Here is a 23,778-nt window from a genome sequence, read left to right as displayed (position 1 = left end):
AGAGACTCTGTACCGCATACCTTCAGAGAGCCCGGCGCGATGGAAACGGGCGGTGTGCCGCAGCAGTTATGGGTCGCCGAGGGCCGGGCGAACGGGGGTTCCTCAGTAGCTTAGGACGGGTGTCTCCCGTTACAGGGCAGGGAAGTGTTGGCTTCCCGTGAGAGGCTCTGCAGAGAAGCAGGGCAAACAAGGTGGCACCGCAGAATCGAATTTCCGATCCTGTCCTTGTGGTAAAACACAGGGACGGGTCGTTTGATTGTATGGCCCGTTCCGCAAAGCAAGGCGGGGCGGGCCTTTTCTTCTGCCCCGCCCGCAAGAAAGGGGTTATACCATGAAACGTACCATGAACAGCTCGCGCATGATCTCCCGCCGCAATTTCCTGCAGGCAGCCGCCCTTTCCGCAGCGGCCCTTTCGGCCATGGCCCTGACCGGCTGCGGCTCCTCCGGTTCCGGCACCGCTTCCTCGGCGGCCGCCGGCAGCGGCGCAGCCTCGGGAGGCACCACCTATAAAGTGGGCATCGTCAACTATGTGGACGACGCATCCCTGAACCAGATCGTGGCCTCGGTGGAAGCCCGCCTGGACGAGGTGGGGGCCGAGCGCGGCGTCACCTTCAACTACGCAGACTATTATTCCAACGCCCAGGCCGACCAGTCCAACCTGAACCAGATCGGCGCCGACCTGGTGGCCGACGATGTGGACGTGATCGTGGCGGTGGCCACCCCCTCCGCATCCACCATGCTGGCCGCTGTGGAGGATACCGATATCCCGGTCATTTACTCGGCGGTCACCGATCCGGTGGGTGCAGGCTTTGACACCCTGACCAACATGACCGGCACATCCGACGCTTTGAACACCGAGGCGATCATGAACATGATCCTGGCGGTCAACCCCGGCATCACCGAGATCGGCCTGCTGTACGATCTGGGCCAGGATTCCTCCACCCAGGCCATCGCGGATGCCAAGGCGTTCTGCGACGAGAACGGCATCTCCTATGTGGAGAAGAACGGCACCACCACCGCCGAGGTGCAGATGGCGGTGGAAGCCCTGGCCGCCAGCGGGGTCAAGGTGGTGTTCACCCCCACCGACAATACCATCATGACCGCCGAGCTGGCCATCTACGAGACGATGATCGAGTCGGGCATCCAGCACTTCACCGGGGCGGACAGCTTTGCGCTGAACGGCGCCTTCATCGGCTACGGCGTGGACTATGTCCAGCTGGGCGAAGCCACCGCCGACATGGTGGTGGAGCTGCTGTGCGACGGCAAGACCATCGCCGATATGCCCTACCGCACCTTCGACAATGGCATCGCCACCATCAACACCGAGACCTGCGCGGCCCTGGGCCTGGATCTGGAGACGGTGAAGGCCGCCATCCAGCCCTACTGCACCAGCGTCGAGGAGATCATCACCGCCGAGGAATTCGAATAACGGGCCGGGGCGCTGCCCCGCCGCCCAGTGACAAATAGGAGTTATGGTTTATGCTGGCTAGTATCTTTTCCATCAATGTGTTGCAGACCGCGCTGGAGCTCGGGTGTATCTACGGGCTGGTGGCGCTGGCCCTGTTCCTCAGCTACTCGGTGCTGAACATCGCAGACCTGTCCACCGACGGATGCTTCACCCTGGGGTGTGCGGTGTGCTGCCAGGTGGCGGTGGCCGGGCACCCGGTGCTGGCCCTCTTTGCGGCCATGGCAGCGGGTGTCGCCTCCGGCTTTATCACCGCCTTTTTGCAGACCAGGCTGGGGGTGGAGAGCATCATGGCCGGCATCATCGTCAACACCGGCCTGTACACCATCAACCTGGCGGCCATGGGCTTTTCGTCCAATATGAGCCTGGTCAAGGTGGACACCGTCTTTTCCCTCTCCAAGGATGCCCTGGCCTTTGCGGGCGGCTGGTATCAGCTGGTGGTGGCGGCCATCATCATCCTGGCGGCCTGCGGGCTGATGGTCTGGTTCCTCGGCACCCGGCTGGGCCTGTCCATCCGGGCCACCGGCGACAACGCCGCCATGGTGCGGGCTTCCAGCATCAACCCGGCGTTCACCATCATGGTGGGGCTGTGCATCTCGGGCAGCCTGACCGCCCTGTCGGGCGGGCTGCTGGCCCAGTATCAGAAGAGCTGTGACATCAATGTGGGCACCGGCATGGTGACCATCGCCCTGGCCTCCCTGATCATCGGCGAGACGCTGCTGGGCAAGCGGACCATGGTGCTGCGGGTGCTGGGCGTGGTGTTCGGCAGCTGCCTGTACCGCTTCATCGTGGCGGTGGCCCTGCGGTTCGATGTGCCTGCCGCCGCCATGAAACTGGTGTCGGCCATCATTGTGGCCGTGGCCATCTCGATGCCCGCGATCCGTCAGAAGATCGCCTTTGAAAAGCGCAAACAGGAGGCCCGGATGCGTCACGCCCAGGTCCACGGCAAAAAGGAGGCAGTCTGATGCTGATGCTGGAAATGAAGGGGGTCCGCAAGACCTTCAACCCGGGCACCGTCAACGAGAAGGTGGCCCTGGCCGGGGTGGACCTGGCTCTGCAAGAGGGGGACTTTGCCACCATCGTCGGCTCCAACGGGGCGGGCAAATCCACCCTGTTCAATGCCATCACCGGCGGTTTTATCGCCGACGAAGGCTGCATCGTGCTGGGGGGCGAGGATATCACCTTCACCCCGGAATACCGCCGCAGCCGGGTGATCGGCCACCTGTTCCAGGACCCCCTCAAGGGCACCGCCCCCAACATGACCATCGAGGAAAATCTGGCCCTGGCCTATCTGCGGGCGGGCACAGCCCAGCGGGCCTACTTCTCCCGTATTTCCCGCAAGGACAAGGACTTTTTCCGTGAACGCCTGGCCCTGCTGGATATGGGCCTGGAGGACCGGATGAAGCAGCCGGTGGGGCTGTTGTCGGGCGGCCAGCGCCAGGCGCTGACCCTGCTGATGGCCACCCTGGTCACCCCCAAGCTGCTGCTGCTGGACGAGCACACCGCCGCTTTGGACCCTGCCACCGCCGACAAAGTGCTGGACCTGACCCGGCACATCGTGGCGGAGCAGCACATCACCTGCCTGATGGTCACCCACAATATGCACCAGGCCCTGGAACTGGGCAACCGCACCCTGATGATGAACGGGGGGCGCATCGTCTTTGACGTCCAGGGAGAGGAGCGGAGCAAGATGACGGTAGACGACCTGCTGGAGCGCTTCCGCCAGTCGGCCGGCGAGGAGCTGGACAACGACCGCATCCTGCTCAGCAAGGTGGAAAAACCGTAAAGGGACCTTATATCCAAACCATAAACCGCCGTCGGCCTTTCATAGCCGGCGGCGGTTTTAGCGTGTCGAAAAACGACGTTACTTCACATACTCGATGGTATACTCGAAGCCATACTCCTCCTGGAGCTTCTTGACGGCGGGTTCGCAGTCCTCGATGAAGGTGGGGGAGTAGACCGAAGCGCCGTTGTGGGCTTTCTTGTAGTCCTCCACGATCTGGGTCAGCTTGTTCCAGCCCTCGCTGGCCTTGGCCTGATCCACGCTTTCGGGGAAATTGATGATAAATTCGCGATGCTGCGGAATACGAGCTTTCATAAAAACATTCTCCTTTTTTCTGACAATCTGAATCCTATCAGCAGCCCATAGGGGCTGCGGGTCAGCGGTTATGGTTCCAGACGGAAGACCCGGCGGGCGTTGGCGGCGGTCTGGGCAAAGACCGTTTCGGCCGGCACTCCCTTGCGCTGGGCGATATACTCGCCCACATAGGCGATCAGGGAACTGTCGCACCGGGTGCCCCGCACCGGCTCAGGGGCCATGTAAGGGCAGTCGGTCTCCAGCAGGATGGACTCCAGGGGGAGTGCATCGATGACCTTGGCGGCCCGCTTGGCCCCCTTGAAGGTGGCCGCGCCCCCAAACCCGATCAGGATACCCTGCCGGGCCAGCCAGACCGCATCCTCGGCACTGCCCGAATAGCAGTGCAGGATACCCTTGGGTTTGTACTTTTTCAAAAGGGCGTAGACGTCGGCGTGGGCCTCCCGGTCATGGACCACGATGGGCTTATCCAGCTCGAGGGCCAGACGGATCTCCGCCTCAAACAGGGCCTGCTGGGCCTCCTTGGGAACGGGCCAGTGATAGTCCAGGCCGCATTCCCCCACGGCCACCACCTTGGGATCGTCGTAGAAGGGGGCCAGGGCTTTCATCTCGGCGGCCCAGTCGCCGCCATACACCGAAATGGTGGGGGCGGGGGGCGCCGAGCCGCACTTGTCGGCGGGCAGCAGGCTTTCAGGGTGGATGCCGATGGCTGCCCAGACCCAGGGATAAGCATGGGCCAGAGCGAGACAGCGGGGGGCGTCCCCCGAATGGGTGGCCTGTTCACAGACCCCCACCACTCCTTTGGCGGGAAGGCCATCCAGCACGGCCTCCCGGTCGGCGTTGAAGGCCCCCGAGGAATAGTGGGCGTGGGTGTCAAAAATAGGCCCCTGGGAAGGGTAGATGCTCATGCGCGGACCTCCTTGCCTCTGCGGTTGACCAGCCAGATGCCCACACACACCAGCGCCAGCGCGGCCAGGTACTGCCACTCAAAAAGGGGCTCTCCGTTCAGCAGGGCGGACAACAGGACGTTGACCACCGGGTTGACCAGCCCGAACACGCTGATCCGGCTGACGGGGTTGTTCTTCATCAGCAGGGCCCACAGCACATACCCGGCCCCCGATACGAAGGCCAGATACAGCAGCACCGGGATGCCCATGGGGCTCTGGGGCGCCAGGGAACCGCCCATGGCCAGCCCCAGGACCAGCAGCGCCAGACCGCCCAGCCCCAGGTTGATGCAGCAGACCATGAAGCTGTCTGCCTTGCGGGTGACCGATTTATTCCACGGCCCGGAAATGGTAAAGATGACGGTGGCGGCCATCATGCAGAAGATGCCCCAGCCGCTGCCGCTGCCATGGTTGCCGATGGTGGCCACCAGCACCCCGCCGAACCCGACGGCGCAGCCCAGGGCCTTGGCGGGGGTCATCCGGTCGGAGCGGTAGAGGAAATGGGCCAGAATGACACCCAGGAAACTCTGGGTGCTGTTCAGGATGCCGCCGAACGCGCCGGTGAGCAGGGCGACGGCCGCGTAATAAAAAGCGTACTGGGTGGTGGTCTGCCACAGGCCCAGAGCGCAGCACTCGGCCAGCACTTTGCCCCGGGGCACAGCGGGCAGCCGCCCTTCCAGCAGGAGGCTGGCCAGCAGCACCAGCAGGCCCCCCAGCATGAACCGAACCCCTGCAAAGCAGAGGATGGAGGCGGTGTCGGCGGCGTCGATGGCGAACAGCCTGTACCCCAGCTTGATGAAAGGGAAGGCCGAGCCCCACAGGCAGTTGCAGATGACCGCAAAAGCCACTGCAAAGGCGGGCGTCCCGAACAGGGCGTCCAGCCGGGCCGTGCGCGGGGCGGGGTTGCTTGGATGCGGCACGGGTTTAGCCTCCCTTTCTCAGTGGATGCGGCTGCCGGCGGGGACGCTGTCGGGGTAGAATGCGATGGCACAGCCGCCGTCGGCGGTGTCCGCTGCCACGATCATGCCCTCGCTGGTGTACTTGCCCTTCATCATGGGACGGGGGGCCAGGTTGGCCACGATGCCCACCTTTTTGCCGATCAGGTCCTCGGGCTTGTACCATTTGGCGATGCCGGAGAGGATGCACCGCTCCCGCTCACCGTCGAACACAGTGAGGTGCAGCAGCTTTTTGCTCTCCTTCAGGTTCTCGCAGGCGCGCACCTCAGCGACCCGCATCTCCACTTTGCAGAAATCGTCAAAGTCGATCTCGGCCTCATGCTCGATCGCGGCGGCAGGCTGCTGGGGCTGTGCCTCGGCAGCCTCCTTGGCTTTCTGGGCGGCCAGAGCTTCGGCCCTGCGCTTTTCGTCCTCCGCCTTCAGGTGAGCGATCTCCTTGGCCACATCGATGCGGGGGAACAGGGGATCGCCTTTGTGGACGGTGTAGCTGTCCTGCTTGCCGTAGGCGGCCAGTTCCAACTGGAGGCTGCCGGCATCCAGGCCCAGCTGCTCCATCATCTTGGGCGCAGTGGTGGGCAGGTAAGCGTTCAGCAGGATGGCGCAGACCCGCAGCGCCTCGCACAGATGGTAGAGCACGCAGGCCAGGCGGTCCTTGTTGGCCTCATCCTTGGCCAGAGCCCAGGGTGCGGTCTCGTCGATATACTTGTTGGCCCGCTGCACCACCGCAAAGATCTCGGTCAGGGCCTGGGGGATGGTCAGGTTATCCATATCCTCGGCCACCTTGGCGGGCAGGGCGGACAGCATCTGTTCCAGCTCAGCGTCGATGGCCTCGGTGCCGTCGGCTCTGGACACCGTGCCGCCGAAGTACTTTTCGCACATGGCCACTGTGCGGCTGAGCAGGTTGCCCAGGTCGTTGGCCAGGTCGCTGTTGATGCGGTTGATCAGGGCTTCGTTGGTGAACATACCGTCGTTGCCAAAGGGGATCTCACGCAGCAGGAAGTAGCGGATGGCGTCCACGCCGTAGCGGTCGCAGAGGATGACGGGATCCACCACGTTGCCCACCGATTTGGACATCTTGCCGCCGTTCATCAGCAGCCAGCCGTGGCCGAACACACGCTTGGGCAGGGGCAGATCCAGGGCCATCAGCATGGCGGGCCACAGGATGGTGTGGAACCGCAGGATCTCCTTGCCCACCATATGCAGGTCGGCGGGCCAGTATTTGTCGTAGTCGTGGTAGGTGTCGTTGCCGTAGCCCAGGGCGGTGATATAGTTGCTCAGGGCGTCCACCCAGACATACATGGTATGCTTGGGGTCAAAGGGGACAGGGATGCCCCACTTGACCGAGGTGCGGGACACGCAGGTATCCTGCAGGCCCTGCTTGATGAAGGCGATCATCTCATTTTTACGGCTCTCGGGCTGGATGAACTGGGGGTTCTCCTCGTACAGCTTGAGCAGCCGGTCGGCGTATTTGCTGGTACGGAAGAAATAGGCCTCCTCGTGGGCGTCATAGACCTCGCGGCCGCAGTCGGGGCATTTGCCGTCCACCAGCTGGCTGTCGGTCCAGAAGCTCTCGCAGGGCTTGCAGTAATGGCCCACATACTCGCCCTTGTAGATGTCGCCCTTCTCATACAGGGTGGTGAAGATCTTCTGGCAGGACTGGATGTGGTAGTCGTCGGTGGTGCGGATGAAGCGGTCGTAGCTGACATCCAGCAGCTTCCACAGGTCCTTGACGGTGGCCACGATGCGGTCCACATACTCTTTGGGCTGGACGCCGGCGGCGGCAGCCTTGTCCTCGATCTTCTGGCCGTGCTCGTCGGTGCCGGTCAGGAACATCACGTCGCAGCCCTGCATCCGCTTGAAGCGGGCCAGCGCATCACAGGCCACGGTGGTGTAGCTGTGGCCGATGTGCAGCTTGTCGCTGGGGTAGTAGATGGGGGTGGTGATGTAAAATTTCTTGCGCTCAGACATGTTGAAACAAATCCTCCCTTTTCCCGAATGAAGAACTGTAAAGAAAGCAAAAGCTCCCGTCTTTGCCCGGGCATAGGCCCTGCAAGGACGGGAGCAGAATACTTCCGTGGTACCACCTTGGTTTGCCGCCCCTTTGCAGGGCACGGCCTCAAAGCTGCGGCAGGGGAGACCCGCTGCATACAGCCGGACGCGGTAACGGGCGCACCCGGCGCAGGCTTGGGGTGCGATGCCCTTCGCCTGCGCGGCTCCAAGACCATTTTCGGCGCCGCGATGCCTGCCTGCTTTCCACCACCGCAGGCTCTCTGCAAGGATCGTATGGCGCTTACTCTTCTCTTCACAGCCGGTTTGGATATCGTGACTATTATAGAGGAAGCCACCCGGTTTGTCAACCGCCCGGCGAAAGTTTTTGCCGCAAAGCGTCCGGGCCGGCCCGGGAGCCAAACCGGAAAAGGACAGGAGGACCCGGCGGCAAACAAAAAACCTGGCGGATGAGAGCGGTTGCAAGCCTCTCATCCGCCAGGATGCTTACTTCTTCGGAGTCATTGCCTCATTACCTCGCATTACCTATTTTTCGGTCTTGACCTTGCCTTTCATAAGATTTGGCCTTTCCTTTAGGAAATGGTAGGGTAGTGGTTTGCTGATTTAACTAGTACATTGGTGTCAAGCCTCATCCGAATCGTTGGATTGCGTCTTACGAAGAACCTTCATAGGAAACACATTCTTTCGATTGAATCACTCCAGGGGACAAGCTACCTAAATCATTGGAGTACTCCCTCCGTGTTACTCAAATATCTGCATCCATACAGGGATTTTCATTGGAGATCATCCTTTCTGGCCTGCTCTTTATTTGAATGACCGTTGCGCGGACAAGTTGTGCTCGGAACATCTGCCTCTTGCTTTGGGGATCTTCTGATCTTAGGGAAGTGGTGCTTTGCAGCTCTTTCAGCTTCCGGTACATTGTACTTCGGTCCCGCCGATATTTGAGGAGGTACATCACCATCGCTCAAACCAATGGATCTTTCTTCTGTGTGCAATTTCCAGATATATGCAAAATCCGTACAGCAGTTCTCGTAAGAATTACCTTTTACAGCTTCTGGCTTATCCAAATCGACATCTTACAGAAGAACGATCTGCCATCTGCCCTTGGCATCTGGCCCTTTTGACCGATCGAATGCAGGTCCAGCTTACTGCTGCTGTCATCAGTTCCGATCCGATCCTGCCTCTGCTTGTGAGGCCGCGACTACTTAAATCATTGGAGTAGCTCCTTCCATGCTATTCAAATACTTGCATCCGTAACAAAGCTTTCATAAGGATCACTTCCTGCGGATCTATTTGAATCGCCTGAGGGGTATCTCGACAGACTGCTCGTTCATCGCTTATTTATCGCTAAAGACAACGCTTTTAAAATCTCTCAGATCATCTATACGGGGGAAACATCCCGTCCTGTTAAGCGGCTTTTCGCTTTCAGCGACTCCCGACAGTCTGTCCGAACTGTGCGGGTGTCATATCAACCATCGGTCTTCGCTCCTTTCTCCCTTTAAGTCAGCGGGATTGGATCTCCTTTGATCCTCTGCTGTACTTTCTTGGTTTCTGGCCTTATTATATACGAGAAATCGTCTGCTGTCCATTCGCAGAATCGCCAACGATTATCTTGTGATTTTGTATAGTTTTGAGCATAGATGTGATGATTTATTGTGCCGAATGTGAACGAACTGTGGCAAAGGCCCCGCCGGTAAAAAATTCCCCGGCCCAAGGCCGGGGAGAGGGTCACATCTTGTTGGGGACGGTGATCTTGAACATGGTCAGCACATTGCGGATGACGTTGCGCACGCCGATGCACAGGGCGATGCGGGCCTGCTGCAGGGAAGGCTCCGCCTCCTGGATGCGGCAGCTGCCGTAGAACCGGTGGAAGGCGCTGGCCAGGTCGATGACAAAGCGGTTGATCCGGCTGGGATCGTACTTCTCGGCGGCCAGGACGATCTCCTGGGGGAAGGCGGCCAGCATACGGATCAGGTCCTGCTCGGTGGGATCGGTCAGCAGGGTGGCGTCGGTGTTCTCCACCCCCAGGAAGTGGACCCCGGTGCCCTCCAGCTTGCGCAGGATCGAGCAGATGCGGGCGTGCGCATACTGCACATAATAGACGGGATTGTCGTTGTCGGTCTTGACGGCCTGGTCCAGGTCGAAGTCGATGCTGCTGCCCGACTCGTGCATATTGAACAGGAAACGTGCGCTGTCGATGGGCACTTCCTCCAGCAGGTCGGTGAGGGTGATGGCGTTGCCGGTGCGCTTGGACATCCGCACGGGCTGGCCGTTCTGCATCAGGTTGACCATCTGCATCAGCACGATGTCCAGGCGGCTGCCGTCCAGGCCGATGGCGTCCATGGCGCCCTTCATGCGGGCCACATGGCCGTGGTGGTCGGCGCCCCAGACGTCGATGGCCTTGTCAAAGCCCCGGGTAGCCAGCTTGTTGTAATGGTAGGCGATATCGGCGGCAAAGTAGGTGGGGATGCCGTTGGCGCGCACCAGGACCTCATCCTTGTCCTCCTCGGCGCCGTCCTCGCTCTTTTTCTTGTTGGCGGCGCCGTACTTGGCGGCGTACTGGGCGCTGCGGTACATGATGGCGCCGTCCTCTGCCTTGTAGCAGGCCCCCTTGGCCATCAGCTCATCCACGACGTGGCGCACCGCACCCGACTCGTGCAGGGTGCTTTCGGGGAACCAGACGTCGTACTCGATGCGGTATTTGCCCAGGTCGGTCTTGAGGTTGGCGATGTTCTTGGGCAGGGCATAGGCCACCAGAGCGTCCTTCAAAGCGGCAAAGGCTTCGCTCTCGTACAGGGCGTCCTCCTGCAGGCCCTGGCAGGGCTTTGCATATTGGTCGCCCTCTTTGGCGGCAAACTCCAGCGCCAGCAGGGTGATGTCCCCGCCCTGGTAGCACTCCTTGGGCAGGGGGTAGGTGCTCTCGTCGTAGTAGTGCTGCAAATAGCGGATGGCCAGGCTCTTGCCGAACTTCTGGATCTGGTTGCCTGCATCGTTGATGTAGAACTCACGGGTGACGTCATAGCCGGCCCACTCCAGAACAGCGGACAGGCAGTCGCCCAGAGCGCCGCCCCGGGCGTTGCCCATGTGCATGGGGCCGGTGGGGTTGGCCGAAACAAATTCCACGTTGTACCGCTTGCCCTGGCCGTGATCGGTCTTGCCGTAGCGGCTGGAAGCGCAGGCGGCCATCACCACGCCGGCCCAGTAGGCCGGGGAGAGGAACAGGTTGATGAAGCCGGGGCCGGCAGTCTCGGCCCGGGCAAAGCAGCTGCCCTCCAGGGCGGGCAGGTGAGCCAGGATGGCATCGGCGATCATCTTGGGGGCCTTGTGCCAGGTGCGCGCACCGGCCATAGCGATGTTGGAGGCGATGTCGCCGTTTTTGGTGTCGGCGGGCACCTCCACGATGAAGGCGGGCAGCGGAGCCGCGGGCAGGTCCCCGGCGTCCATGGCGGCCTGGGCGGCCTGGCCCAGCAGGGCGCGGGCCTCGTTCAGGGCGGCCTGCCGGGGGTTGTAATTCTCAAATGCGGGATAGTTGGTGTTGCTCATTCTGATTCCTTTCTATTCTCTCTGCCATCGGGCCGCTGTCAGTTGACATGGGTCACGGTGACTTCCAGGGAGTTTTTGCTGATGATGGTGGACACGTCCCCGTCCAGCAGGTAGCTGAAGCGGGCGGTGCCTCCTTTGGAGCTGAGGTCGCACTGGATGCCGTCGGCGGTCACCCCGAGGGTTACCGAACCATAGCCGGTCTCATAGTGGCACAGGTTGCGCCGGCCCTTCTCAATGACCAGCTGGCTGGCCTGCGGGCCGAACCGCAGCATGGCCACCCGGCTGGAGTCGGCGGCGATCTTCAGGGTGGTCACGTTGCCCTCATAGCCGGTGGTCTCGGTCTCCCGGTAGGTGATGTAGTAGCTGCCGCCCCGCAGCGCAAAGCTGCCGCGGGTCATCAGCTCCACCTGTTCGGTCTCGCCGTCCTGCTCGATGCGGCTTTTGATGCGGATGATATAGTTTTCCTTTAAGGTTTTGTTCACAGTCTTTGATATCCTCAGTATTGGTCGATGCAGATCTGCTCGGCGGTGCCGCCCCGGTATTCCCCCAGGAACAGGTCTGCCGTCTGGATAAAGCTGTCGGGCACATCGCTGACGAAAAAGTGGGTCTGTCCCTGTTGGCGGTTGGCCCGCAGGCCCTTGCTGCTCAGCAGCTGGCCCAGGTCGTCGGCGGCGGCCCGGCCCGGGTCGATGAGGGTGACGCCGGGGCCCATATAGTCGCCGATCATGCCGGCCAGCAGGGGATAGTGGGTGCAGCCCAGGATCAGGGTATCGATGCCGGCGGCCCGCACTTCCTCCAGGTACTGGCCGATCACCAGCCGGGTCACCTGCTGCATCTGGGGCGGCGCGCCGTCCACATAGCCGTTCTCCACCAAAGACACGAACAGGGGGCAGGCTTTGGCGGTGATCTCGGCCCCCGGCACCAGCCGGCGCAGTGTCAGCTCATAGCTGTGGGAGCGGATGGTGGCGGAGGTGCCGATGACCCCGATCTTGCGGCTGCGGGTGGCGCGGGCCGCCCGCCGGGCCGCCGCGTTCACCACCCCCATGTAGGGCACCGGCAGCCGGGCGGCCTCCTCGGTGGGATAGGTGCTGGACACCGTGCCGCAGGCGGCCATGATGCACTTGACGTTCCGGGACAGCAGAAAAGCGATGTCCTGGCGGGCGTATTGCAGGATGGTCTCATGGCTGCGGCTGCCGTAGGGCACCCGGCCGGTGTCCCCAAAGTAGACGATGTCCTCCCCGGGCAGCTGCCTGCGCAGCTCCCGCACCCCGGTCAGGCCGCCCAGGCCGCTGTCAAAGACGCCGATGGGGCGGTTATCCATGGCGGGCCACCGGCCTTTCCATCGCCAGGGCGATCAGTCGGTCGATCAGCTGGGGCACAGGGGTGCCCTCGTGCTCCATCAGCTTGGGGTACATGCTGATGGGGGTGAAGCCGGGCAGGGTGTTGATCTCGTTGATGAGCACCCGGCCGGTGCCGCGCTCCACAAAGAAATCGCAGCGGGCCAGGCCCTGGCAGCCCAGGGCGGTATAGGCCCTGGCGGCCCAGTCGCGCACCTCGTCCAGTTTGGCCTCGGACAGACGGGCGGGGATGACGGTCTCGCTGATGCCGTTCTTGTATTTGTCGTCGTAGGTGTAGAATTCGGCCCCGGCCAGGATCTCGCCGGGACGGGTGGCGGCAGCGGGCTCGGAACCGATCACCGCGCACTCCACCTCCTGGCCATCTACAAAGGACTCGAACACCACTTTGCTGTCGTTCTGCAGGGCCAGCTGCACCGCCTGGTCCAGCTCCACCGGGGTGGAAGCCTTGCTTACCCCCACGCTGGAGCCGGCGTTGGCCGGCTTGACAAAGATGGGCCAGCCCAATTTCTCTGCCAGCAAGGCGTAGATGCCCGCGGGGTCGGCCTGCAGCTCGGCCCGGGTGTAGGAAGCCCAGGAACAGTGGGGGATGCCGTAGAACTGGAACAGCGCATTGGCCACCGCCTTGTCCATGCAGACGGCGCTGGCCAGCACGCCGCATCCCACATAGGGGATGCCTGCCAGCTCCAGCAGGCCCTGGACGGTGCCGTCCTCGCCCCAGAGCCCGTGCAGGGCGGGGATCACTACATCTATATATAGCTTTTCCACATGGCCGGCCGGGGTGAACAGGATGGCGCCGTGGTCCGACCGGTCAGGGCTGATGGCGCAGGGCATATTGCCGGGCAGGTCCTCCCAGCTGCCGTCCGCCATCTGGGCGGTGGTGGCCTCGGTGTACAGCCATCGGCCCTCCTTGGTGATGCCGATCTTGACCAGATCGTATTTCTCCGGGTCCATGTTGTCCGCAAAGGTGCCGGCGGATACCCGGCTGACCTCGTGTTCGCTGGACAGGCCGCCGAACAGCAGCGCCACGCAAAGCGGACGCTGGGCGGAAGTTCCATCGTGATTCATATGTGATTGCCACTCCCTCTATTGGATCTAAGCCCCCGGGCGGGGGCGTTCAATCATAATTACGACAATCATACCATAAAAATGCGCCGGTTTCCATACACAAAGGCAAAATGCCGGCCATGAAACATAAAAAATCGAAAAGAAAGCAAAATTGATGCTTGACGCGCAGGACAAAGCGTGATAGAATGATAGCACCTCTTTTGCGGGATTATTCAGTGCGCCCCTTTTTCGGGGGCCGGCCCGGCGAACGAGGGAGGTTCGATAACCGTTATATATGGAGGTGTCAACAAATGACAGTGAAAATCACTCTGGCCTGCACCGAGTGCAAGCAGCGCAACTACAACACCACGAAGAACAAGAAAAACAACCCTGACCGCCTGGAGATGAAGAAGTACTGCCGCTTCTGCAAGAAGCACACGGTCCATCGCGAGACCAAGTAAGAAAGGCGGAGCACAATGGCAGACAAAACCGATAAGAAGCCGGGCTTTGTGGCCAGAGCTAAGAACGCCGTGAAGAATTTTGCCGCAGGCGTGGCCAAGTTCTTCCGCGATACCAAAAGCGAGCTGAAGAAGGTCGTGTGGCCCAGCAAGGAAGACACCAGGAAGAATACCATCGTCGTGCTGGTGGTGGTGATCATCGCGGCAGCGGTGCTGTTCATCCTGGACGCCATTTTTGGCGGGATCCTGGGCCTTGTCATCGGAGGCTGACCAAATCTTGTATGGAAACGGAGGCTGACCATAGATGGAAGATCAGTCCAATGAGGCTTTGTGGTATGTGGTCCATACCTACTCCGGCTATGAGAACAAAGTGGCGACCGATCTTGCAAAGATGGTGGAGAACCGCCGCCTGCAGGATCTGATCTGCGAGATCAAGGTGCCCACCGAAATGGTGCCCGAGATCAAGGACGGCAAGGAAAAGATGGTGGAGCGCAAGCTCTTCCCCGGCTATGTTCTGGTCAAGATGGTCATGAACGACGATACCTGGTATGTGGTGCGCAATACCCGCGGCTGCACCGGATTCGTCGGGCCCGCATCCAAGCCGGTGCCCCTGACCGCCGAAGAAGTGGAAAAGATGGGCGTGGAAGCCAAAGCGCCCCTGACGGTGGATTTCGCCGTGGGAGACAGCGTGCAGATCACGTCCGGTCCTCTGGAAGGCTTTATGGGCGTTGTAGAGGAGATCAACACCGAGACCTTCAAAGTGAAGCTCAAGGTCAACATGTTCGGCCGGGAGACCCCCGCAGAGGTGGATATCGCCCAGGTCGAGCGGCTGTAACAAGCCGCGAAAGCAGACAAATCATCATCAAGGTAAGACCGCGTGCGGTTCTTATAGAGCGCGCCGGACAAAGGCGTGCTCGTGGGAGGTTCGCAGACAGCGGGCCGCAACTCACCACAGATTTTTGGAGGTGCATTTATCATGGCACAGAAAGTAACTGGCTACATCAAGCTGCAAATCGAGGCCGGCAAGGCAACCCCGGCTCCTCCTGTCGGCCCGGCCCTGGGCCAGAAGGGCGTCAACATCATGGCGTTCACCAAGGAGTTCAACGAGCGTACCAAGAACCAGATGGGCTATATCATCCCCGTCGTCATCACCGTGTATGCTGACCGTTCCTTTAGCTTTATCACCAAGACTCCCCCGGCTGCTGTTCTGATCAAGAAGGCTGCAGGTCTGACCACCGCTTCCGGCAAGCCCAACAAGGAAAAGGTCGGTTCCCTGACCGCCGCCCAGGTCGAAGAGATCGCAAAGACCAAGATGCCCGACCTGAACGCCGCTTCTCTCGAGGCTGCGTGCAGCATGATCCGCGGCACCTGCCGCAGCATGGGCGTCACAGTCGAAGGCTGAGACATAAACAGTGGGAGGGCGCAGCGCCCGCAAGACCACATAGGAGGATAAACAATGAAACACGGCAAGCATTATATCGACGCTGCCAAGCAGGTCGATTCCACCAAACTGTACGATGTGAACGAGGCGCTGGAGCTGGCCTGCAAGATCGCTTCCGCCAAGTTCGATGAGACCGTCGAGCTGCACGTCCGTCTGGGCGTTGACGGCCGTCACGCTGACCAGCAGGTCCGCGGCGCCGTCGTGCTGCCCAACGGCACCGGCAAGACCGTCCGTGTGTGCGCCATCGCCAAGGGCCCCGCTGCCTCCGCTGCTGAGGCCGCTGGCGCCGACATCGTGGGCGACGAGGAGCTGATCACCAAGATCCAGGGCGGCTTCATGGACTTTGACGTTGTGGTCACCACCCCCGACATGATGGGCAAGGTCGGCCGTCTGGGCAAGATCCTTGGCCCCCGCGGCCTGATGCCCAACCCCAAGGCCGGCACCGTGACCCCCGACCTGGGCAAGGCTGTCAAGGAAGCCAAGGCCGGTAAGATCGAGTACCGCCTGGACAAGCAGAACATCATCCATGTCCCCGTGGGCAAGGCATCCTTTGGCGCTGAGAAGCTGTACACCAACCTGGATACCGTCATGGACGCCATCGCCAAGGCAAAGCCCGCCGCCGCCAAGGGCACCTACTTCAAGAGCGCTACCATCGCCACCACCATGGGCCCTGGCATCCGCCTGAACACCCTGAAGTACGGCGTCTGATTTTCTGAAATATTTCAGAAAAACGCTTGACAAAGCCGCATCCGTGCGGTAAAATATTCATGCTGTTTTTAAGACAGCAGGCGCTGGAGTCCAGTGTAAAGTGTATCCGCCTGCCGAGAAACGCGTAACGTAGTTTTATGCCTCTCTCTCGGCCTGTGTGCGCGGGAGAGAGGCTTTTTCTATGGCTCTGGCTTCCGATGTAGTTTTGAAACGAGGTGAAACCGAAATGCCCAGTGCAAAGATTCTTTCTGAAAAGCAGGCTTATGTCGCTGATCTGAAGGCAAAGTTTGAGAATGCGGTTTCCGGCTGCGTGGTCGCTTACGGCGGCATCAATGTCGAGAACGACACCAAGCTGCGCAAGGAGCTGCGCGAGGCCGGCGTTGAGTATATGGTCGTCAAGAACACCATGCTGCGCCTGGCCGTCAAGGATACCTCTTTTGAGGGCCTGACCGCTATGTTCACCGGCGACACTGCCGTTGCTTTCGGCAACGAAGAGGATCCCATGGCTGCTGCCCGCATCCTGTGCAAGTACCAGGACGGCGACCGCTCCAAGAAGTTCGTCGTCAAGGGCGGCTTCCTGGAAGGCAAGGTGATGGACGCTGCTGAGACCAACGTCATCGCCAAGCTGCCCGGCCGCGAAGGCATGCTGTCCATGTTCGCAGGCGCGCTCACCAGCACCCTGTCCGGTCTGGCCGTTGCCATGCAGGCTTATGCCGACAAGCAGGAGGAGCCCGCTGCCTAATGGCAGGGCCGCCGCCTGACACAAACAGTTTTTCGACACAACTGCAACAAAATTTGATTGAAATTGGAGGGTTACTACCATGGCTTCTGAGAAGATTACTGCCATTATCGAGTCCGTCAAGGGCCTGTCCGTCCTGGAGCTGAAGGAGCTGATCGACGCTTACTGCGAGGAGTTCGGCGTTTCTGCTGTTGCTGCTGCTCCTGTTGCCGCTGCCGGCGCTGCTGCTCCCGCTGAGGAGGAGAAGACCGAGTTCGACGTCATCCTGACCGACGTGGGCGCTACCAAGATGCAGGTCATCAAGACCGTCAAGGAGATCACCGGTCTGGGCCTGAAGGAGGCCAAGGCTATCGTTGACGGCGCTCCCAAGGCCATCAAGGAGAAGGCTTCCAAGGCTGACGCCGAGGACATCAAGAAGAAGCTGGAAGAGGTCGGCGCTAAGGTCGAGATCAAGTAAGTTTCTGCCTCAACAACAAAACAAGAGCCAGGGGTTTCCCGCAAGGGAGGCCCCTGGCTTTTTTGCTGCGCATGATCCTGCCTGCATCGGCCCGCCACAGGCAGCCGTCATGCAGCGTCTCTTTCTCTCAGGAACACATCCGCCTGGGGCGGGACGGGGGAGCCCCGTTTTGGGAGGGCAGCAATTCCTCCAGCTTTTTGGCCAGCTCCTGGACAATGGCGTGGCAGGGGCGTTTATAGCCTGGAATTTCCAGACTTTGCAGCCCGGCGCATTGAAGGGTCTCATACTGACGCAGCATAAACAGGGTCAGTTCTGAGATGAGCCGGTATCCCTCTAGATTGTCCGCGTCGGTTTGGCCTTCCCGGGCGGTCATCAGGCCGATGACCCCCACTGCCACGGTGAAAGCCCCGCAGCAGGACTGTTCCGTCTGCATCCCAATGCCCATTACCGAGAACATCTTGCGGGTCTCCTCGGACAAATGGAGGCCGTAGTATTCGTTGCAGGCTCGGAACATAGCTTCGGCGCAGGTCAAATCGGTGTCGATGTGGTAAAAATTGACCAGTTCATAGAGTCTCATGATTCCTATACCGCACTCCAATCGCATAGCATTTCATTCTGTGTCACCCGGCGCAGCTCGTCCCGCACCTCCATCAGTGCAAAGCCCAGCAGGTTCTGCCCCCGCCACTTTGCCGGGTCCCGGGCCTCGGGGGAACTGGCCGCGAGGCGGATGCCCCAAATGCTGTCATAGGGACTGGCCTCCGCCAGCACGCTGTCCCCGGTGGAGAGGAGGAACTCCCGCAGGCCGCGGTTCTGGCTGAATTTACACCAGTTGCCGTTCAATACAATGGCGTATTTGAACCGGTCCCACACTTTCTGGTCAAAGCCCCGCACCTTGCGGCCCAGGGCCTTGATCTGCTTGGGGTCGCTGCATTGCAGGATCTTTTCCCGGATCTCGCCATCACCAAAGAGTTCGGCTTTGCCCGCCATCATATACTGCTCCATGCAGAGATAGACGTCAGCCATAGCATGGAAGTCCTCCATCCACCACTGACTGAGGCAGCTCTGCGTCATCCTCCCATCAGGGGCGGGCTGATGGCCCCAGAACAGGCAGAATTCCCGCTGCCGTCCGGCGGCAAACTCCTGCTGGAGCCACTGGCGGGTGTACCTGGGTCGGCCCTCCAGCTGCCACGCCTGGACGATGAAACCGCCGTGCTCCAGTGCCTCGCCCGTGTCGTCGTCCCACCAGCCTTTCCAGGTCACCGGCTCGGGAAAGAGGCTGCGGTATTCCGTCTGCTCCTCCGGCGAGAGGGTGTCCAGCCAATGGCCGAACCGGTCTATGTAATCCTCCCCATAGCCCATCCGCCAGCCAATGGAGTACCGCTCGATCTCAGGGAAGGCCAGCCAGGGGGGAGGCATGATTTTCTTATGTTTCAGTGCCATAGGGATCATCCTCATTTCTTTTCGTGGTTTTGGTGACGATTTCACATTTGCAGCTCCGTAAAATTCCAGACAACGTGCATTTTAGTCTGGAATGGCGATCTCGCTGACCAGTGCTGCTTTTCAAAAGTTGTACATTTCCTCAAACTGCGTCATCGCGGCAGCTTTCGAAAAGATGCTGCCCTGTATGATCCTATGATAGTAAAAACCGGGGCAGGTTGTCAACAGCAAGAGGCGCTTGGGACCGGCTTGGAAAGCGGGATCTTGGATGCAAGGCCGGGCGGCCGGGGCGCTTTTGGAAAGATAACGCAAGCGGATTGTAACAGACAGAAAAATATGTTATGATAACCTAAAATAGAACCGATCCATGGGGTGTATCCGGTATTTTGACGTACCCCAAGCTCCGTGCAAGCTGCCGGAGGGCTGTACAGCAGGCCCTTCGGTCAAGATGAACTGAGGTGACCGATATGAACAAGACGATCCTGCGCCCTACGGCGGAACAGCGTTATAAAGAGGAACTGGACGCACTGCGCCTGTGGGACCAAGACAACCGCAAGCCGGAAAACTGGCTGCTGTCTCCCAAGGCCGTGCGCCTTTTTATTTTAGGCAGCCGCACCCCGCTCGACTGCGGCGGGCAGAAGATCGCCATCCAGAAAAAATACCTGGGCAACGACGCTCTGGTGGAACGGTGCATCATCACCCTGGCGGGCAACCGCGGCCTGATGCTGGTGGGGGAGCCGGGCACCGCCAAGACCATGCTGTCCGAGCTGCTCAGTGCGGCCATCAGCGGGTGCAGCACCAACACGGTGCAGGGCACGGCGGGCACCACCGAGGAGATGATCAAATATGGCTGGAACTATGCGCTGCTGCTGGCCAAAGGCCCCAGCCGGGAGGCCCTGGTGCCGGCGCCCCTCTATGTGGGGATGGAAAAGGGCATCCTGACCCGGTTTGAGGAGATCACCCGCACCCCTGCCGAAGTACAGGACTGTCTGATCAGCGTCCTGAGCGACAAGGTGCTGAACATCCCCGAGCTGGGGGAGGAGGGGCTGCTGTTTGCCCAGGCGGGGTTCAACGTCATCGGCACCGCCAATACCCGTGACAAGGGGGTCAACGAGATGTCCAGCGCCCTCAAGCGCCGCTTCAACTTTGAAACCGTGCAGCCGGTGCGGGATGTGGCCCTGGAAAAGCGGATCATCCTCAACGAAGTGGGCGCCCTGGCCGCCGCCGCGGGCATCGACGCGCCCTTGGACGAGGACGCCGCCGGCCTGCTGGCCACCACCTACCACGAGCTGCGGGAAGGGATCTCGGCAGAGGGACTGCGGATCGAAAAGCCTGCCGCCGTGATGAGCACCGCCGAAGCCATCTCGGTGTACTATCAGACCATGATGAGCGCCTGGTACTACGGGGACGGCAGCGGCCGGCTGGACGAGGGCGCCCTGGTGGAAAACCTGGTGGGCGCCGTGGCCAAGGAATCGGACGAGGACCTGAAAAAGATAGCGGGGTATTTTTCCACCGTTGTGAGAGAGAAGGCCAGACGGGAGGGCGGCGCATGGACCAGATTTTACGAGGCAAAGAGCCGTCTGAAGTGATCCCGTTTGGCTGGGAAGACCCGGTGCTGTATTATCCCGTGCGCCATCACAGCCCGGCCTGCGCCTGGCATTTGCAGCGGGTCATCCAGCGCTATCGTCCGGAATGCATCCTGATCGAAGGACCGGAGGACGCCGGTCCTCTGCTGCCCCTGCTGGCAGACCCGCTGACCCAGGCTCCGGTGGCTCTCTACTGCTCCTACCGGGACGACGCCCGGCTGCTCGAGACGCCGGAGGAAGGGAACGACGACCCTGCGGCCCCGGTGGGGACCTATGCCTGCTACTACCCGTTTTTGGACCAGTCCCCCGAGCTGGCGGCCATCCGGGCCGCGGCGGCGCTGGGGGTGCCGGCGCAGTTCATCGACCTGCCCTACGCAGAAAACCTGCTGGCCACCCGGGCGGGGCGGGCTTTGCGGCAGGAGGGACGGCCGGAGAACTATCTCAACGACCACTACCTGTGGCAGAACGCCTTTTGGCAGCGGGTATGCGAAAAGACCGGGATGCGCAGCTTTGAGGAGTTCTGGGAGAAATATTACGAGACCGCCGGCTTTGCCATGAGCGACGAGGCCTTTGTGCGGCAGATGAACGCCTGGTGCGTGCTGGCCCGTCAGGCCACCCCGCAGGAGGAGATGGAGGCCGACGGCTGTCTGGCCCGGGAGGCCCGGATGGCCGTCCGGATCGCCGCTGCTGCGGCCCGGTATCAGAGGGTGCTGGTGGTGGCGGGCGGCTTCCATCTGTGGGGGCTTATGCATCCCCGGCCGGAGCAGACGCGCCCTGCCGTCCCGGCGGACAGCCAGGCCGTATACCCGGTCCGCTTTTCCTTTGAGGCGGCGGACGCCCTCTCGGGCTATGCCAGCGGGATGCCCGCCCCGGCCTTTTACACCGCAGTATGGCAGGCGGCGCAGGCCGCTCCGGCAGACGCCTTTGACCCTGCGGCCCTGTGGGACGAGACCGTGCTGGGATTTCTGGTCAAGTGCGGACGCCGCCTGCGCCGGGAAGGGGAGGTGCTGTCCGCTTTCGATGAGATGTGCGCCATGCAGCAGGCCCGGGGCCTGGCGGCCCTGCGGGACAAAAGGGCCCCCGGCCTGTATGAGATGCAGGACGCGGTGCTGAGCAGCTTTGTCAAAGGGGAGGCGAACCTCTCGGGCTGCCAGCCTTTGCGGGTGCTGCGGCAGCTGACCACCGGCAACGGGGTGGGCCAGCTGGCCCCCAACAGCCTGGTGCCGCCCCTGGTACAGGATTTCCAGGCCCAGTGCCGGCGTTACCGCATCCGTTCGGACAAGACCAGCCTCCAGGAGCTGACCCTGGAGATCTTCGCAAAACCCGCCCACCGGGGGGCCAGCCGCTTTCTCTATCAGACCGAATTTCTGGGCTGCGGCTTTGCCCGCCGCACCAAAGGCCCCGACCTGCGCCGGAACAAGGACAAGAACCTGATCCGGGAAAGCTGGGAGTACCGCTGGACGGCCTCGGTGGAGGCCGCGCTGGTGGAGCGCTCGGTCGCCGGGTCCACGGTGCGGGAGGCCTGCGCCCGGGAACTGCGCCAGCGAATGGCCGGGGCAGGCCGGGCCGGGGAAGGGGCGGACCTGCTGCTGCAGGGCTTTCTAATGGGCATCGGAGAAGACGCCGGCAGTTTTGCCCGCCGGCTGGAGGAACTGCTGCTGGGGGACGGGGATTTTTCCTCCCTCTGTCAGGCGTGCCGGGCCCTGGCCAGTCTGGAGGAATGGCAGGTCCAGTATGGCGAGGCGGGTCGCTGCGACGCCGCCGGGCTGCTGGGCCGGTGCTTTGACCGCATTTTGCAGCTGCTGCCCGCCATGGGCGCAGCGGATGACCGGGGCGCGCCGGAGGTGCAGCGCTGCTGTTTGCTGCTGTACCAAATCACCCAGCGGGAAGCCTTTGCCGGGATGCGGCCCCGGCTGCTGGCCGCCCTGGAGGAGCTGGCCGGGCAAAATCCGGTCCAGCCCGCGCTGCATGGGACTGCGCTGGGCCTGCTCTATGGCGCGGACCCCGGCTGGAAGGCCCGGATCGACACTGCGCTGCGGGGCTATCTCCAGGGCACCCGGGGAATGATGCTGGCTTCGGCGGCCTTTTTGCAGGGCCTGTTCTATACGGCAAAGGACCTTTTGCTGGTGGACCCGGGCTTTCTGAAACAGGTGGACGGGCTGCTGTGCGCCCTGTCCGACCAGGACTTTGACGCTTTGCTGCCCGAGCTGCGGCTGGCGTTCAGCTACTTTGTGCCCATGGAGACCGACCGCATTGCCCGGCAGGCGGCGGCCCTGCACAGAGGAGCGGCCGGCACGCTGCGGCAGGCCGGGATCAGCCCGGCGGAATACAGCCGCAATGAGCAGGTGGATGCCTGGGCGGCGGCCCGGCTGGCAGAGGAGGCGATACCATGAGCGGACCGCAGCGGAGCGACGGCGCCGCCCTCAACCGGTGGAGGCTGGTGCTGGGCAAAAACGCCCAGGACCAGATGCCTCTGGAGGGCGGACCCAAGCTGGCGCGGATGGACGACGCGCTGGACTTTCTTTACAGCAGGGAGGCGGGCCCCGATGTGCGGGACGATATCTCCCGGGAGCGCCAGGGCGGCAGCGGCGCCAGCCAGCTGACGGTGGCCCGCTGGCTCAGTGAGGTGCGCCAGCTGTTCCCGCAGGAGACGGCCGAGGTCCTCCAGCGCCACGCTTTGGACCGCTACCATCTCACCGAACTGCTCACCGACCGGGAAGTGCTGGAAAAGATGGAACCGGACCAGGCGCTGCTGGAGACCATCCTCAGTCTGAAAGGGATGATGAAGGGGGACGTGCTGGAAGCCGCCCGCCGCATCGTGCGCCGGGTGGTGGAGGAACTGACCAAAAAGATGCGCAGCCAGGTACAGCGCTCGGCGCTGGGCAAGCTGGACCGCAACAGCCGCAGCAACGTGCACTCGCTGCGCAATCTGGATATACGGCGCACCATCCGCAAAAATCTGGCCCACTACGACCGGGATCAGCAGCGTCTGGTGCTGGAACAGATCTACTTCAACGGACGGGCCAGGCGCTACAATCCCTGGCGGGTGATCCTGGCGGTGGATGAGAGCGGCTCGATGCTGCCCAGCATCATCCACAGCGCCGTGATGGCGGGCATTTTTGCCGGGATGCCCATGCTGGACACCCGTCTGATCATCTTTGACACCGCCGTAGTGGACCTGAGCGGCCGGGTGGACGACCCGGTGCAGACCTTGATGAGCGTCCAGCTGGGCGGCGGCACCAACATCGCCGGGGCGCTGCGCTACTGCGAGAGCCTGATCACCGCGCCGCATCACACCATGGTGGTGCTGGTCAGCGACCTGTGCGAGGGCGGTCCCCGGCAGAACCTTTACGGCGTCTGCCGGGACATCATCGAGAGCGGCGCCCGGCTGATCGCCCTCACGGCCCTGAACGAGAATGCCGCCCCGGAATACGACCGGGACACCGCCCAGGCCCTGGCAGACCTGGGGGCCCATGTGGGGGCCATGACCCCCGAAAAACTGGCCGACTTCATGGCCGGGGTCATGCGGGGATAGAAGGG

General features: G+C 61.8%; 24 protein-coding genes and 1 other annotated feature. Of the genes, 13 read left to right on the top strand and 11 right to left on the bottom strand.

What is annotated here, in order from left to right; all coding sequences use genetic code 11:
- Positions 1-331: 331 nt before the first annotated feature.
- From B5E66_RS06095 to B5E66_RS06085, 3 genes are read left to right on the top strand one after another with little or no spacing between them, the layout of a single operon-like run.
- Entirely contained in the window at positions 332-1,429 is a 1,098-nt protein-coding gene (locus B5E66_RS06095; protein WP_342394998.1) for an ABC transporter substrate-binding protein, read from the top strand.
- A 50-nt stretch (positions 1,430-1,479) separates the two neighbouring features.
- Complete coding sequence (locus B5E66_RS06090) at positions 1,480-2,430, top strand: ABC transporter permease (RefSeq protein WP_087230107.1); 951 nt, start codon at positions 1,480-1,482, stop codon at positions 2,428-2,430.
- 5 nt (positions 2,431-2,435) lie between these two features.
- On the top strand, positions 2,436-3,251 hold the full coding sequence (locus B5E66_RS06085) for an ATP-binding cassette domain-containing protein (protein ID WP_164474865.1): 816 nt from the start codon (positions 2,436-2,438) through the stop codon (positions 3,249-3,251).
- 78 nt (positions 3,252-3,329) lie between these two features.
- Here B5E66_RS06085 and B5E66_RS06080 read toward each other — a convergent pair whose 3' ends face one another.
- The 9 genes from B5E66_RS06080 to B5E66_RS06045 form a co-directional block, all read right to left on the bottom strand.
- Positions 3,330-3,563, bottom strand: a complete 234-nt coding sequence (locus B5E66_RS06080) for a methylenetetrahydrofolate dehydrogenase (protein WP_087230101.1) — start codon at positions 3,561-3,563, stop codon at positions 3,330-3,332.
- A gap of 68 nt (positions 3,564-3,631) precedes the next feature.
- On the bottom strand, positions 3,632-4,468 hold the full coding sequence (locus tag B5E66_RS06075; RefSeq protein ID WP_087230098.1) for a TatD family hydrolase: 837 nt from the start codon (positions 4,466-4,468) through the stop codon (positions 3,632-3,634).
- Complete coding sequence (locus B5E66_RS06070) at positions 4,465-5,424, bottom strand: DMT family transporter (protein WP_087230094.1); 960 nt, start codon at positions 5,422-5,424, stop codon at positions 4,465-4,467. The genes B5E66_RS06075 and B5E66_RS06070 overlap by 4 nt, the downstream gene beginning before the upstream one ends.
- Positions 5,425-5,442: 18 nt before the next feature.
- Positions 5,443-7,428, bottom strand: a complete 1,986-nt coding sequence (gene metG / locus B5E66_RS06065) for a methionine--tRNA ligase (RefSeq protein ID WP_087230091.1) — start codon at positions 7,426-7,428, stop codon at positions 5,443-5,445.
- An 80-nt stretch (positions 7,429-7,508) separates the two neighbouring features.
- Positions 7,509-7,775 (bottom strand) — a binding site (T-box leader).
- Between the two features lie 465 nt (positions 7,776-8,240).
- On the bottom strand, positions 8,241-8,534 hold the full coding sequence (locus B5E66_RS12805) for a hypothetical protein (protein ID WP_143406938.1): 294 nt from the start codon (positions 8,532-8,534) through the stop codon (positions 8,241-8,243).
- Between the two features lie 661 nt (positions 8,535-9,195).
- On the bottom strand, positions 9,196-11,010 hold the full coding sequence (gene argS, locus B5E66_RS06060) for an arginine--tRNA ligase (RefSeq protein WP_087230088.1): 1,815 nt from the start codon (positions 11,008-11,010) through the stop codon (positions 9,196-9,198).
- 38 nt (positions 11,011-11,048) lie between these two features.
- On the bottom strand, positions 11,049-11,492 hold the full coding sequence (locus tag B5E66_RS06055) for a DUF1934 domain-containing protein (RefSeq protein ID WP_087230084.1): 444 nt from the start codon (positions 11,490-11,492) through the stop codon (positions 11,049-11,051).
- Positions 11,493-11,506: 14 nt separating this feature from the next.
- Positions 11,507-12,331, bottom strand: a complete 825-nt coding sequence (gene murI, locus B5E66_RS06050; protein ID WP_087230081.1) for a glutamate racemase — start codon at positions 12,329-12,331, stop codon at positions 11,507-11,509.
- Positions 12,324-13,433 (bottom strand): D-alanine--D-alanine ligase family protein, encoded by a 1,110-nt coding sequence (locus tag B5E66_RS06045; protein WP_087230079.1) that lies wholly within the window; start codon positions 13,431-13,433, stop codon positions 12,324-12,326. Before B5E66_RS06045 ends, murI begins: the two co-directional genes overlap by 8 nt.
- A 290-nt stretch (positions 13,434-13,723) precedes the next feature.
- Here B5E66_RS06045 and rpmG point away from each other — a divergent pair, with 290 nt between their 5' ends.
- From rpmG to rplL, 7 genes are all read left to right on the top strand, one after another.
- A complete protein-coding gene (gene rpmG, locus B5E66_RS06040; RefSeq protein WP_005920501.1) occupies positions 13,724-13,873 on the top strand; it encodes a 50S ribosomal protein L33 in 150 nt (49 codons plus the stop codon).
- 15 nt (positions 13,874-13,888) lie between these two features.
- Positions 13,889-14,140 carry a preprotein translocase subunit SecE gene (gene secE, locus B5E66_RS06035; RefSeq protein WP_087230076.1) on the top strand — a complete coding sequence of 84 codons (252 nt, stop codon included), beginning with the start codon at positions 13,889-13,891 and terminating at the stop codon, positions 14,138-14,140.
- A gap of 34 nt (positions 14,141-14,174) precedes the next feature.
- On the top strand, positions 14,175-14,705 hold the full coding sequence (gene nusG / locus B5E66_RS06030) for a transcription termination/antitermination protein NusG (protein WP_087230073.1): 531 nt from the start codon (positions 14,175-14,177) through the stop codon (positions 14,703-14,705).
- A gap of 141 nt (positions 14,706-14,846) precedes the next feature.
- Positions 14,847-15,272, top strand: coding sequence for a 50S ribosomal protein L11 (gene rplK, locus B5E66_RS06025; RefSeq protein WP_087230070.1), 426 nt, complete (start codon positions 14,847-14,849; stop codon positions 15,270-15,272).
- 54 nt (positions 15,273-15,326) lie between these two features.
- Positions 15,327-16,019: a 50S ribosomal protein L1 gene (rplA, locus tag B5E66_RS06020; RefSeq protein ID WP_087230067.1), complete on the top strand. Its 693-nt coding sequence runs from the start codon at positions 15,327-15,329 to the stop codon at positions 16,017-16,019.
- A gap of 226 nt (positions 16,020-16,245) precedes the next feature.
- Positions 16,246-16,761, top strand: a complete 516-nt coding sequence (gene rplJ, locus B5E66_RS06015) for a 50S ribosomal protein L10 (protein WP_087230064.1) — start codon at positions 16,246-16,248, stop codon at positions 16,759-16,761.
- 79 nt (positions 16,762-16,840) lie between these two features.
- Entirely contained in the window at positions 16,841-17,215 is a 375-nt protein-coding gene (gene rplL, locus B5E66_RS06010) for a 50S ribosomal protein L7/L12 (RefSeq protein ID WP_087230061.1), read from the top strand.
- Between the two features lie 127 nt (positions 17,216-17,342).
- Here rplL and B5E66_RS06005 read toward each other — a convergent pair whose 3' ends face one another.
- Positions 17,343-17,792, bottom strand: coding sequence for a C-GCAxxG-C-C family protein (locus B5E66_RS06005; protein ID WP_087230058.1), 450 nt, complete (start codon positions 17,790-17,792; stop codon positions 17,343-17,345).
- A 5-nt stretch (positions 17,793-17,797) separates the two neighbouring features.
- The gene (locus B5E66_RS06000) at positions 17,798-18,655 is read right to left on the bottom strand and encodes an NADAR family protein (protein WP_087230295.1); all 858 of its coding nucleotides are present in this window, start codon (positions 18,653-18,655) and stop codon (positions 17,798-17,800) included.
- A gap of 464 nt (positions 18,656-19,119) precedes the next feature.
- Here B5E66_RS06000 and B5E66_RS05995 point away from each other — a divergent pair, with 464 nt between their 5' ends.
- Genes B5E66_RS05995 through B5E66_RS05985 form a run of 3 tightly spaced genes read left to right on the top strand, consistent with a single transcriptional unit; the run spans position 19,120 to position 23,773 of the window.
- Complete coding sequence (locus B5E66_RS05995) at positions 19,120-20,241, top strand: ATP-binding protein (RefSeq protein ID WP_087230055.1); 1,122 nt, start codon at positions 19,120-19,122, stop codon at positions 20,239-20,241.
- On the top strand, positions 20,202-22,631 hold the full coding sequence (locus B5E66_RS05990) for a DUF5682 family protein (RefSeq protein ID WP_143406937.1): 2,430 nt from the start codon (positions 20,202-20,204) through the stop codon (positions 22,629-22,631). Before B5E66_RS05995 ends, B5E66_RS05990 begins: the two co-directional genes overlap by 40 nt.
- Positions 22,628-23,773 (top strand): VWA domain-containing protein, encoded by a 1,146-nt coding sequence (locus B5E66_RS05985; RefSeq protein ID WP_087230049.1) that lies wholly within the window; start codon positions 22,628-22,630, stop codon positions 23,771-23,773. Before B5E66_RS05990 ends, B5E66_RS05985 begins: the two co-directional genes overlap by 4 nt.
- The last annotated feature ends 5 nt before the right edge of the window (positions 23,774-23,778 follow it).

This window comes from Faecalibacterium sp. An121, assembly GCF_002160915.1.
In the GTDB taxonomy this organism is placed as follows: domain Bacteria; phylum Bacillota; class Clostridia; order Oscillospirales; family Ruminococcaceae; genus Faecalibacterium; species Faecalibacterium avium.
Note: the sequence above shows the minus strand (reverse complement) of the source record. Positions and strands in the feature narration are given on the sequence as shown.